General features: G+C 72.0%; 3 protein-coding genes. All 3 read left to right on the top strand.

Features of this window, described 5'->3' with window-relative positions:
* Positions 1 to 281: 281 nt before the first annotated feature.
* Positions 282 to 2,063 (top strand): fatty acyl-AMP ligase, encoded by a 1,782-nt coding sequence (locus tag ABZ321_RS51745; RefSeq protein WP_354903791.1) that lies wholly within the window; start codon positions 282 to 284, stop codon positions 2,061 to 2,063.
* A 44-nt stretch (positions 2,064 to 2,107) separates the two neighbouring features.
* Complete coding sequence (locus ABZ321_RS51740) at positions 2,108 to 2,392, top strand: acyl carrier protein (RefSeq protein ID WP_344514553.1); 285 nt, start codon at positions 2,108 to 2,110, stop codon at positions 2,390 to 2,392.
* 115 nt (positions 2,393 to 2,507) lie between these two features.
* Positions 2,508 to 13,649 (top strand): amino acid adenylation domain-containing protein (locus tag ABZ321_RS51735; RefSeq protein WP_354903790.1); only part of this gene is annotated, 11,142 nt, incomplete at its 3' end.

Here is a 13,649-nt window from a genome sequence, read left to right as displayed (position 1 = left end):
ACGATCGGCGGGCCCCGGCGCATTCGTTCAACTGCGGCCGATGCTCAGTTGAACGAATTCCTTGGCGCGCAGGCCCATGCGGGTCCTGTTCAACTGACGACCGCCGATGTTGAACGGGTGTGCGGACGGCGTTGATCAGAGTCAGGGCCTGGGCCATAGTGGGCACGCCCCCGATGCGCCCGGAGCCGCCCGACCGGCGGCTCCGATGCACGGCCGCGAAACAACGGTGCGGTCCTCAGGCGCAGGGCACGGCAGAGCAGAGCCTGCGACGGAGGAAACCTATGACCATCGATCAACTCGGTCGCCGGACCGTGGGTGCCGCCTTCCTCGACCAGGCAGCGGCCCACCCGGACAGTCCGGCTCTCACGATCTACCGCGGTTCCAGCGAGACCGAACACCCGACACTCACGTACGCTGAACTCGCCACGCGCGCAGGCCGGCGCGCCGAGGCGCTGCGGGCCCGGGTGGCTCCCGGCGAACGGGTGGTCATCGCGCTGCCGTCCAGCACCGAGTTCGTCGAGCTCTACGTGGCGTGCCTGCTCGCGGGTCTGGTCGCAGTGCCGACACCGCCGCTCGGCGGCTCCGCCGCGGCCACGGAACGGGTCGCGGTGATCGTCGGTGACTGTTCGCCCGGCCTGGTGTTCACCACCGCCTCGGGCACGGCCGACGTGGCCGAGCGGCTCCGGTCCCTGGGCCTCGGCCACGTCCCGGTCGAGGAGCCCGGCGATGCCGGTGCCGACGGGACGCCGCCAGGAGCTCCGTCGGAGTTCCCGGAGGTGTCGCCCGACACGCTCGCGGTGCTGCAGTACAGCTCGGGCTCCACCGGTTCGCCCAAGGGCGTCATGCTGAACCACGGGAACGTCCTGGCCAACGTCGCCGGGACCCGCCTCGGGCACGGCTACGGCGCGGGCGACGTATTCGCCAACTGGATGCCGCTGCACCACGACTACAGCCTCTTCATGCAGCTCAGTCTCGCGCTGACGTGCGGCGCCCCGTCCGTGCTCATGCCGCCCACGGTGTTCGTCCGGCGGCCGGTGGAGTGGTTCCGGATGCTGGACCGGTTCCGCGCGACGACGACCGGCGCGCCCAACTTCGCGTTCGACCTCTGCCTGCGCCTCATTCGCGAGGAGGACGTCGACGGCCTCGACCTGTCCACGGTCAGCTGCATCGTCAACGGTGCCGAACCCATCCACGTGCCGACGATGACCGCATTCCTCAAACGGTTCGCCCGCATCGGCCTGCGCCCGGAGAGCAACTCCATCGGGTACGGCATGGCCGAGGCGACCTGCTACATCTCCGGCGGCCACCGGGACCTGCTGACGCCGGTGCTGGTCGCCGATCCCCGGGCTCTGGAGGCGACGCCCCAGCCGCGGCTCGTGCCCACCACGAGCGGCACCGGCAAGGAGATCGTCGGTGTCGGCGTTCCGCCGTCGCACCAGATGCGCATCGTCGAACCGCAGACCCGCGCGGTGCTGCCCGACGGCGAGGTCGGCGAGCTCTGGGTGCGTGGCGCCAGCGTCGGCCTGGGCTACTGGGACAAGCCGGAGCTCAGCGCCGAGACCTTCGGGGCCCACCTGGCCGACGAAACCGACGACGCGCCAGGCTGGCTGCGGACCGGCGATCTGGGCGCGGTCGTCGACGGGGAGCTGTACATCACCGGCCGGCTCAAGGAGATGCTGATCGTGCGGGGCCGCAACCTCTACCCCCACGACCTGGAGCGGCAGGCCGGTCGGGCGAACCCGGCCCTCGACGGACGTGTCGGGGCGGCCTTCGGCGTCGACGCGCCCGACGAGCGGATCGTGCTGATCCAGGAGGTCAATCCCGGGGTGCGGGCGGATGACCTGCCGGCCGTCGCGGACGACGTCCTGCGCCACCTCACCACGTCCCTCGGCCTGCCTGTCCGCAACGTCCTGCTGGTGAAGAAGGGGACCGTCCGGCGCACCACCAGCGGGAAGATCCAGCGCCGGGCGATGCGCCAGCAGTTCCTCGCCGGTGGTGTCACGGCCCTCTACAGCGTGCTCGATCCCGGCGTGCGGAGCCTCCTGCGGACAGATCCGCGGTGACGGCACAGCCGACCGAAGACTCGACGCAGACCTGGGGGAGATCAATGACGGAGCAGGCGACCATCGCCGTCGAACCCGCGCGGGACAACGTCCTCGCCTGGCTGATCGCACGGGTCGCGCATTACCTGAACGAGCCGGTGGAGCTGATCGACGGGCGGGCCGACCTGAGCCGGTACGGGCTGGAGTCGGTGTACGCCTTCGCGCTCTGCGGCGAGATCGACGAGGTGTGGGGCGCGGTCATCGAGCCCATCCTCTTCTGGGACGTGCGGAACCTCGCCGAACTGGCCGACCACATCGTCGAGGTGGCGAGCCGGCCGCCGGTGCGATGACCTCATCGCCTTCGCCTTCCGCGCCGCCCGGGCCGCCGGGGCGGCGCGGCCCTGCCTGCGGACCGGTGCGTCCGAACTCATCGCTTGTCGCGTCGAGGATTTGGGGTTGACCACCATGGATTCGTCAGCGCAGGAGCTCCACGAACTGATGTCCGCGCAGCGCGGCATCTGGTACGCGCAGCAGTTCGCGCCCGCCGGCCCGGCCTACACCGCGGGCGAGTTCATGGAGCTGCGGGGCGCCCTGGATGTCGAGCTCCTGCTCCGCGCGCTGCGGCTCGTCGTCGCCGAGGCCGACGCGTACCGGCTGCGGATCCGCGTGGTGGACGGCACCCCTTGGCAGTACGTCGCCGACGCCGGTGACTACCCGATCGAGGTCGTCGACCTGCGCGCCGAGGCCGACCCGCGGGCGGCCGCCGGGCACTGGATGCGGTCCGATGCCGACCGGCCGGTCGAACTGGTGGAGAGCTGGCTGACCGGCCACGCGATCCTGCGACTGGGTGACGAGCACACCATCTGGTACCAGCGCGCCCACCACATCGTGGTCGACGGGTCCGGCATGTCGGCCTTCGCACGCCGGCTGGCCGAAATCTTCGAGGGGCTCCTGGCTGGCGGCGCGCCCACCGGCCCGGCGCCGGCCCCCGTCACGGTGCTGATGCGGTCCGACGACGAGTACCGGCAGTCCGTCGACCGTGCCCGGGACCGCGACCACTGGCTCGGCGTCATGTCCGGCGCCCCCGAACCGAGCGTGCCGCGCGGCCACCCGGCGCGGCGCCTGGCCGGCCGGCCCGTGCTGCACCGCCACGACATCACCGCCGACGAGACCGCCGCTCAGCGGGCCGCCGCACGCCGGCTGGGCACGACGTACGCGGGGCTGGTGATCGCCGCCGCTGCCGCCTACCGGCACCGCATCACGGGCGCGCAGGACATCGTGCTCGGCGTCACGGTCAACGGCCGTACGCGGCGGCGCGAGCTCGGAATTCCCGGCATGACGGCGAACATCGTGCCGGTGCGGCTCACGGTGACGCCGCACATGCGCGTCGCGGAGCTCGTGGCGCAGGTGTCGCGGTCGACCCGGCAGGGCCTGGCCCACCAGCGGTACCAGTACACCGACCTCATGGCCGACCTCGGCCTCGTCGGCGGCGGCTTCCTGTACGACACGGTGGTCAACGTCCTGCCGCTCGAGCACCCGGCGCGGTTCGGCACCTGTTCGGCGACGTACACCAGCATCGTCACCAGCCCCGTCGACGACCTGCGCGTCAACCTGTACCGACGGCCGGCCGCCGGCGACGTCATCGCGACGATGGAGCTCAACCGGGACCTCCACGACGAGGACGACGGCGCGGGCGTCGGCCGTCAGTTCCTGCGGGTGCTCGACTGGTTCACGAACGCCACGCCCGAGGGCGCGCTCGGCGACATCCAGCTGCTCGACGACGCCGAGCGCGACCGGGTGCTGCGGGAGTGGAACGACACGGCGGTCGAGGCTCCCGCCGCGACGCTGCCGGAGCTGTTCGCCGCCCAGGTCGCGCGGACGCCGGACGCGCCGGCGGTGATGTTCGAGGGTGCGCCCGTCTCGTACGCGGAACTGGACGGCCGGGCGAACCGGCTGGCCCGCTCGTTGATGAGCCGCGGCGTGGGCGCGGATTCGGTGGTGGGTGTGAGCCTGCCCCGCGGGGTCCCGATGGTGGTGGCGCTGCTGGCCGTGACCAAGGCCGGTGGCGCGTACCTGCCGATCGACCCGGACCTGCCGGCCGGGCGGATCGCGTTCATGGTCGCCGACGCCGGTGCGGTGTGTGTCGTGTCGGCCGCGTCGATGCCGGACGTCGGTGTGCCGGTGGTGCCGGTCGACGATCAGCGGTCGCCGGAAACGGATCCGCGCGTGCGGGTGCGGCCGGATCAGGCGGCCTACGTCATCTACACGTCGGGTTCGACGGGCGTGCCGAAGGGCGTTGTGGTGTCGCACGCCGGCATCGTGAACCGGCTGCACTGGATGCAGGCACGGTTCGGCCTGCGCCCCGGCGACCGGGTGTTGCACAAGACGCCGTTCGGGTTCGACGTGTCGGTGTGGGAGCTGTTCTGGCCGTTGATCCAGGGCGCGGTGATGGTGATCGCCGAACCCGGCATGCACCGCAACCCCGCCTACGTCGCCGATCTGATCCTGGACGACCAGGTCGACACCGTGCACTTCGTGCCGTCGATGCTGGAGGCGTTCCTCGCCTCACCGCAGGCCGCGGAGTGTGTCGGGTTGCGCCGGGTGGTGTGCTCCGGCGAGGCGCTGAGCGCGACGGTCCGGGACCGGTTCTTCGAGACCCTGCCCGACGTCGGGTTGTTCAACCTGTACGGGCCGACCGAGGCGTCGGTCGACGTGACCGCCCACGAGGTGCGTCCCACCGGGTCCGCGGTCGTGCCGATCGGCCGGCCGGTCGCCAACACCCGGGTGTACGTGCTGGACGAGCGGCTCGCGCCGGTGCCGGTCGGGGTGGCCGGTGAGTTGTATCTGGCCGGGGTCCAACTGGCCCGGGGGTACGTGGGCCGGGCCGGGCTGACCGGGGAACGATTCGTCGCCGACCCGTTCGACACCGCTGGCGGCCGGCTGTACCGGACCGGCGACGTGGTGCGCTGGGACGCCGGCGGGGACCTGGTGTACCTGGGCCGGACCGACCAACAGGTCAAGATCCGCGGCTTCCGGATCGAGCCGGGCGAGGTCGAGGCGGTCATCGCCGCGCACCCCGGCGTGCACCAGGTCGCGGTGATCGCCCGCGAAGACGCCGGTGACAAGCGACTCGTCGCATACGTGGTCGGGCCGGCCGACGGCGCGCAGGTGCGGGAGTTCGCCGGATCCCGGCTGCCCGAGTACATGGTGCCCGCGGCCGTGATGGTGCTCGACGCCCTGCCGCTGACCGTGAACGGCAAGCTGGACCGAAAGGCGCTCCCGGCGCCGGACTTCGCGTCCACCGCGGGATCCGGCCGCGGGCCGGCGAACGCCCGCGAGGAGCTGCTCTGCCAGGGCTTCGCCGAGATCCTCGGCGTGGCCGCCGTCGGCGTCGACGACGACTTCTTCAAGCTCGGCGGGCATTCACTGCTGGCCGTACGGCTCGCGGAGTGGCTGCGGGTGCGTGGCGTCTCCGTGTCGCCGCAGGTGCTGTTCGATGCGGCATCGCCGGCGCGACTCGCGGCGGTGGCGGGCCCGGCCACCGTGCAGGTCCCGCCGAACCTGATCCCGGCCGGGGCCCGGACGATCGTCCCGCAGATGCTGCCACTGGCTCGGCTGACCGACGCGGAACTGCACCGCGTGGTGTCGGCCGTGCCCGGGGGCGCGGGCAACGTCGCGGACGTCTACCCTCTCGCTCCGCTGCAGGAAGGCCTGCTGTTCCACCACCTCCTGGCCGACGGCAGCGACGACGTCTACGTCACGCCGCTCGTGTTCGAGTTTCCCGGCCGTGCCCAGGTGGACGGGTTCGCGGCCGCGCTGCAGCAGGTGATCGACCGGCACGACGTGTTCCGCACGGCGGTGGTGTGGGACGGTCTCCGCGAGCCCATCCAGGTCGTGTGGCGCTCGGCGACACTGCCGGTCGCTCACGTCGGGCCGGCCGCTTCCCCCGCCGAACTGGTGTCGTCGGTCGGGCTGGCGATGGACCTCGGGCGGGCGCCGCTGCTCGATCTGCACGTCGCCGAGACCACCGGCGGCCGCGTCTTCGGGCTGCTGCGAATGCACCACGTCGTCCATGACCACACGACGGTGGAGATCCTGCTGGACGAGATCCGCGCCGTCCTCGACGGGCGGGCGGAGACGTTGCCCGAGCCGCTGCCGTACCGCGACTACGTGGCCCAGACCCGCGCCCGGCTGGCGAACGGGGAGCACGAGCGGTACTTCACGGACCTGCTGGCCGGCGTGGACGAGCCGACCGTCGCGTTCGGGGTCAGCGACGTACGCCGGGACGGCACCGGGCTGGCCTCGGCGAATCTGGACGTGGACGCCGACGTCGTGGCGCGGTTGCGCGACGTGGCCCGGCACCTGGGCACCAGCCCGGCCACGATCATGCACGTGGCGTGGTCGCGACTCCTGGCCGTCGTCTCCGGCCGGGACGACGTGGTGTTCGGCACGATGCTGTTCGGCCGGATGAACGCCGGAGCGGAGTCCGACCGCGTGTCGGGTCTGCTGATGAACATGTTGCCGGTGCGGATGCCCACCGGCGACGTCGACGTGCTGTCCGCGGTCGCCGGGATGCGCGGCCAGCTGGCGGGGCTGCTGGCGTACGAACACGTGCCGCTGACCGTCGCCCAGCGGGCGAGCGCTTTGCCGGCCGACGTCCCGCTGTTCACGTCGATGTTCAACTACCGGCACAACCGGCCCGGCGACTCCGGCCCGGCCGAGGTCCGGCCGGTGTACTTCCGTGAACGGACCAACTACCCGCTGGCCGTCGTGGTCGATGACGACGGTGGGAGCCTCGGTCTGGTCGTGGACGCGGTCGCGCCGATCGACCCGCGGGCGGTCGGGGAGATGTTCCGTACGGCCGTCGACGGTCTGGTGACGGCGTTGGAGGACGCTCTCCGGGGCGTGCACACGCCGCTGTCCGGCGTGGACGTACTGGATCCGGTGACACTGCGGCGCGTCGTGCACGAGTGGAACGGCACCGCGGCGGGCATCGCGGACGCGACGCTGCCGGAGTTGTTCGCGACCTGGGTGAACCGGACGCCGGGAGCACCGGCCGTCGTGTCCGACGGTTCGTCGGTGTCGTACGCGGAGCTGGACGGCCGGGCGAACCGGCTGGCGCGGCTGCTGATCGACCGGGGTGTGACCCGGGACGCGGTGGTGGGTGTGTGCCTGCCCCGCGGTGTGGACCTCGTGGTGGCGTTGCTGGCGGTGGTGAAGGCCGGCGCCGCGTACCTGCCGATCGATCCCGGCCTGCCGGCCGAGCGAGCCGCGTTCATGGTGGCGGACGCCGGTGCGGTGTGTGTCGTGTCCGACGGGTCGCCGGCCGGGCCGGACGTGCCGATGGTGGCGGTGGACGACCCAGGGCTGCCGGGCCTGCCGGAGACGGATCCGGGCACCCGGGTGCTGCCGGATCAGGCGGCGTACATGATCTACACGTCGGGCTCGACCGGGACGCCGAAGGGTGTCGTGGTCACGCACGCGGGCCTGGCCAGTCTGGCCGCGGTGCAGGCGGAGCGGTTCGAGGTGGCCGGCGACAGCCGGGTCCTGCAGTTCGCGTCGGCAGGGTTCGACGCGGCGACCTGGGAACTGGTGATGGCGCTGTGCTCGGGTGCCTGCCTGGTGGTGGCGCCGGCCGAGCACCTGCTGCCCGGGGCCGGTCTGGTGGGGCTGGCGGCCCGGCACCGGGTGACGCATGCGACGTTGCCGCCGGCGGTGCTGGCGGTCCTCGAACCGGACGAGCTGACGTCGGTGTCGACGATCGTGTCGGCGGGTGAGGCGCTGGCCGGAGAGCTCGTCGACCGGTGGGCGCCGGGCCGGCGGTTGGTGAACGCGTACGGCCCGACGGAGACGACCGTTTGCGCGTCGATGTCGAAACCGCTCGCCCTCGGTGAAGAGCCGGTGATCGGCGGCCCGATCACCAACACCCGGACGTACGTGCTGGATGCGCGGTTGCAGCCGGTACCGCCGGGAGTGGCGGGGGAGTTGTACGTGGCCGGCGCGTCGCTGGCGCGCGGGTACGCGGGCCGGGCGGGACTGACGGCGGGGCGGTTCGTGGCCGACCCGTTCGACGAGGGCGGCCGACTGTACCGGACCGGTGACGTCGTGCGCTGGACCGCCGGCGGCGACCTGGTGTACGCGGGCCGGGCGGACGACCAGGTGAAGGTCCGCGGGTTCCGGGTCGAGCCGGGCGAGATCGAGGCCGTGCTGGCCGCGCATCCGGACGTGGCCCAGGTGGCGGTCATCGCCCGTGAGGACACCGCAGGCGACAAGCGCCTGGTGGCGTACGTGGTCGGCGCGGTCGACGACGCGGAGTTGCGGCGGTTCGCGGGTGGGCGGCTGCCGGAGTACATGGTGCCTTCGGCGGTGGTGGTCCTCGACGCGTTGCCGTTGACGGTGAACGGCAAGCTGGACCGCAAGGCGTTGCCCGTCCCGGACTTCATGTCCACGGCCGGCGCCGGCCGGGCCCCGGCCAACGCCCGCGAGGAACTGTTGTGCCAGGCGTTCGCCGAGGTGTTGAACATCGAGCACGTCGGCGTCGACGACAACTTCTTCGCGCTGGGTGGGCATTCGCTGCTCGCCGTCCGGCTGATGAGTCGGGTCCGGACGGTGTTCGGGGCGGAGCTGTCGCTGCGGGCGATGTTCGAGGCGTCGACCCCGGCGAAGCTGGCGGAGCGGCTGTCGGGCGCGGCAACCGCCCGGCCGGCACTGGCACCGTGGGCGCGGCCGGAACGCTTGCCGCTGTCGTTCGCGCAGCAACGGCTGTGGTTCATCGGCCGGCTCGAGGGTCCGAGCGCGCTCTACAACGTTCCGATGGTGCTCGACCTCTCGGACGCGGTGGACGCGGCGGCGCTCGAGGCCGCGCTGCGTGACGTGATCGGCCGGCACGAGGTGCTGCGCACGGTGTTCCGGACGACCACCGATGGGCGGCCGTTCCAGCACGTCGTCTCGATGGAGGACCTGGACTGGCGGGTGCGGCCGCTCGAGGCCGGCCAGGCGGAGCTTCCCGCCCAGGTCCTGGCCGCGGCCGGGCGCACCTTCGACCTGGCCGCGGAGATCCCGATCCGGGCGGAACTGATCACCGGCGGCGACGAGCGGGTGCTGGTCGTGGTCATGCACCACATCGCCGGGGACGGCTGGTCGACCGCGCCACTGGTTGCCGACCTGTCCACCGCCTACCTGGCCCGACGGGCCGGCCGTGCCCCGCAGTGGCAGCCGTTGCCGGTCCAGTACGCCGACTACGCCCTCTGGCAACGGGACCTGCTCGGCGACGAGGACGACCCGGACAGCCTCATCGCCCGGCAGGTCGGGTACTGGCGGCAGGCCCTCGCCGGTGCGCCCGAAGAGCTGGCGCTGCCGACCGACCGGCGCCGGCCCGCCGTGGCCAGCTACCGCGGGCACACCGTCCCGGTACGGATCGGTGCCGAGCTGCACGCGCGGCTGCGCCGGGTCGCCGCGGCCGAGGGCGTCACGGCGTACATGCTGTTGCAGGCCGCGCTCGGTGTCCTGCTGTCGAAGCTGGGCGCCGGCACCGACGTCCCCATCGGCACGCCGGTCGCGGGGCGGGGTGACGAGGCCCTCGACGACCTGGTCGGCTTCTTCGTCAACACCCTCGTCATGCGGACCGACCTGTCCGGTGACCCGACGTTCGCGCAGTTGCTCGCGCGGGTGCGCGAGGCGAGCCTGGCCGGGTTCGAGAACCAGGACGTGCCGTTCGAGCGCCTGGTCGAGGAGCTGTCGCCGACGCGGTCGCTGGCTCGCCACCCGTTGTTCCAGGTGATGCTGACGGTCCAGAACGCGGGCGACGCGGAGCTGGACCTGCCCGGGGTTCGGCTTCGCGAGCAGGACACGGCGGCCGCCGGAACCTCCGCGGCGAGGTTCGACCTCAACACCATCGTGGCGGAGACCTTCGACGCCGGCGGCGCGCCGGCGGGCGTGCACGGGGTGCTGACCGGGGCGCTCGATCTGTTCGACCCCGCCACCGTGGCGTCGATCGCCGAGCGGTGGGTGCGCGTGCTGGACTCGCTGCTGGCCGACCCCGACCTGCCGATCTCCCGTGTCGACGTGCTGGACGCGGACGAGCGTCACCGGGTGCTGGTGGAGTGGAACGACACGGCGGTCCCGCTCGCGGAGGCGACGCTCCCATCGTTGTTCGCCGCTCAGGTGGCGCGGGATCCCTCCGCTGTCGCGGTCGTCTGCGATGGGGTGTCGGTGTCCTACGGGGAGCTGGCGGCTCGTTCGGACCGGGTGGCGGCGATGCTGCGTGGTCTCGGGGTCGGACCGGAGCGTGTGGTCGGCGTGTGCTTGGAGCGTGGCGTCGAGTTGATGGTCGTCCTGCTCGGTGTGTTGAAGGCCGGTGGTGCGTATCTGCCGATCGATCCGGACCTGCCGGTGGAGCGGGTCGAGTTCATGCTGGCGGATGCCGGTCCGGCGGTGGTGTTGGCGGCGTCGTCGGCGGGTGTGGTGACGCGGGCGGGTCGGTCGGTGGGTGTTCCGGTGCTGGTGCTGGATGAGGCTGGCTTGCCTGCGGTGGGTGGTGTGGAGCCGGTGGGGTTGGTGGCGGCGCATCCGGCGTATGTGATCTACACGTCGGGGTCGACGGGTCGGCCGAAGGGTGTGTTGGTGTCGCATGCGGGGTTTGCGAGTTTCGCGGCTGGTCATGCGCGTCTGCTCGGTGTGGGTGCTGGTGATCGGGTGGGGCAGTTCGCGTCGGCGAGTTTCGACACGTTCGGCTGGGAGTGGTGTATGGCCCTGTTGCAGGGTGCGGCGTTGGTGGTGATCCCGGCTGGGCAGCGGTTTGGTTCGGCGTTGACGGGGTTGCTGGCGCGTGAGTCGGTGTCGGTGGTGACGTTGCCGCCGGCGGTGTTGGCGTTGTTGGATCCGGCGTCGATCGGTCCGGATGTGTCGGTCGTGGTGGCGGGTGAGGCGTGCCCGCCGGAGGTGATGGCGCGGTGGGCGTCTGGGCGTCGGATGTTCAATTCGTACGGTCCGACGGAGACGACGGTGGATGCCACGTTGTGGCGGTGCGATTCGGACGCTGGGCTGGTGGCGATCGGTCGTCCGGTGGTGAACACGCGGGTGTTCGTGCTGGATGACCGGCTGTGTCCGGTGCCGGTCGGTGTCGCGGGCGAGTTGTATGTCGCCGGGGTTGGGCTGGCGCGGGGCTACGTGGGCCGGGCCGGGCTGACGGCGGCTCGGTTCATCGCAGACCCGTTCGAGCCGTCCAGTCGGTTGTACCGGACCGGCGACGTTGTCCGCTGGACGGCCAGCGGTGAGTTGCTGTTCGTGGGTCGGGCGGATGAGCAGGTGAAGATTCGTGGGTTCCGGATCGAGCCTGGTGAGGTGGAGGCGACGCTGACCGCGGATGAGCGGGTGGCGCAGGCGGTGGTGATCGCGCGGGAGGACGAGCCGGGGGACAGGCGTCTCGTCGCGTATGTCGTCGCGGCTACGGCCGCTGACGGATTGGCCGCGGCGCTGCGGGAGGTGGCGGCTGCGCGGTTGCCGGAGTACATGGTGCCGTCGGCGGTGGTGGTACTCGATGCGTTGCCGTTGACGGTGAACGGGAAGGTGGACCGGCGGGCGTTGCCGGCGCCGGACTTCGCGTCTGCCGCCGGCGCCGGACGCGGACCGGCGAACCTGCGGGAAGAGTTGCTGTGCATGGCGTTCGCTGAAGTGCTGGGTGTGGATTCGGTCGGTGTCGACGACGACTTCTTCGCCCTCGGCGGGCACTCCCTCCTCGCCGTCCAGCTGGTCGAGTGGCTGCGGAAACGCGGTGTCGCCGTGTCCGCGCGAGCCCTGTTCCTGTCATCGTCGGCGACACCGGCAGGGCTGGCCGAGGTGGCCGGACCGGCCACGGTCGAGGTCCCGGCCAACCTGATCCCGGCCGGCGCACAAGCGATCACGCCGCAGATGCTGCCGCTGGTGGAGCTCACCCAGGCCGAGATCGACCTGGTCGTCAGCCGGGTCGAGGGCGGCGCCGCCAACGTCGCGGACATCTACCCCCTCGCGCCCCTGCAGGAAGGCATCCTGTTCCACCACCTGCTCGCCGGCGGCGGCGAGGACGCCTACGTCACGTCGATCGCGCTCGAGTTCGACACCCGTGACCGGCTCGACGGGTTCGTCGCCGCACTGCGACAGGTCGTCGACCGGCACGACGTGTTCAGGACGTCGGCCATCTGGCAAGGACTGCGGGAACCGGTACAGGTCGTGTGGCGCTCCGTGACCCTCCCGGTGACCGAAGTCAGGCTGCGCGCCGGCACCGGCGACGCGGTGGCGGAACTGGCGGCGGTGGCAGGTTGGGCGATGGACCTGGGCCGCGCCCCGCTGCAGAGCCTCCACGTCGCCGAGGTGCCGGGTGGCCGGTGGCTCGGGTTGCTGCGAACGCACCATCTGGTGCAGGACCACACCGCGCTGGAGACGGTGGTCGCCGAGATCCAGGCCGTGCTCGCGGGCCGGATCGGCGATCTGCCGGCGCCGCTGCCGTTCCGGGACTTCGTGGCGCAGGCCCGAGCGCAAACGGTGGGCGGTCGGCATGAGGACTTCTTCCGGGAACTGCTGGCCGGTGTGGACGAGCCCACGGCGGCGTTCGGCGTGACCGACGTGCGCGGTGACGGGTCGGGCACGGTGCGGGCCCACCGCCCACTGGCACCGGATCTGGCCGCGCGACTGCGCCGGGCCGCCCGGCGGTTGGGGGCCAGCCCGGCCACGGTGATGCACGTGGCATGGTCGCGGGTCCTCGCCGTGGTGTCCGGGCGTGACGACGTCGTGTTCGGGACCGTCCTCTTCGGACGGATGAACGCGGGCGCCGGCGCGGACCGGGTGCCGGGCCTGTTCATCAACACACTCCCCGCCCGGGTACGCACCGGCGAGCTGGACGTCCTGACCGCGATCGACGCGATGCGCGGGCAACTGGCCCGGTTGCTGGAGCACGAGCACGCGCCCCTCGCACTGGCCCAGCGGGTCAGCGCCGTGCCCGGCGACCAGCCGCTGTTCACCACGCTGTTCAACTACCGGCACGACACCGTCGGCGGCGACGAGCGCGAACCACTCGAGGGCGTGCGGGTCCTGTACGGCCGGGACAGCACCAACTACCCGCTGACGGTGGCGGTCGATGACGACGGGGTCGGGTTCAACGTCACCGTCGACGCCGTCGGACCGATCGACTCGTCCGCGGTGGTCGGCATGCTGCACACCGTCGTCGGCGAGTTGGTCGTGGCGCTGGAGAGCGGCGCACCGGCACCGTTGTCGGGGCTCGGCGTCCTGGACGCGACCTCGCTGGAGCGAGTGGTGGCCGGCTGGAACGGGCCGGGTGTCGAGGTTCCGGATGTGACGTTGCCGGAGTTGTTCGCGGTGCAGGTGGCGCGGACTCCGGATGCGCCGGCGGTGGTGCATGGTGATGTGGCGGTGTCGTATCGGGAGCTTGATGCTCGGGCGAATCGTCTTGCGCGGCTTTTGGTGGCGCGTGGGGTGTGTCCGGAGTCGGTGGTGGGTGTGCGGCTGCGGCGTGGGGTGAATCTGGTTGTGGCGTTGTTGGCGGTGTGGAAGGCGGGTGGTGCGTTTCTGCCGATCGATCCGGGGTTGCCGGTTGAGCGGGTGTCGTTGATGGTG

The sequence above is a fragment of the Dactylosporangium sp. NPDC006015 genome, assembly GCF_040614215.1.
GTDB lineage: Bacteria > Actinomycetota > Actinomycetes > Mycobacteriales > Micromonosporaceae > Dactylosporangium > Dactylosporangium maewongense.
This window is presented reverse-complemented; position numbering and strand designations above follow the sequence as displayed.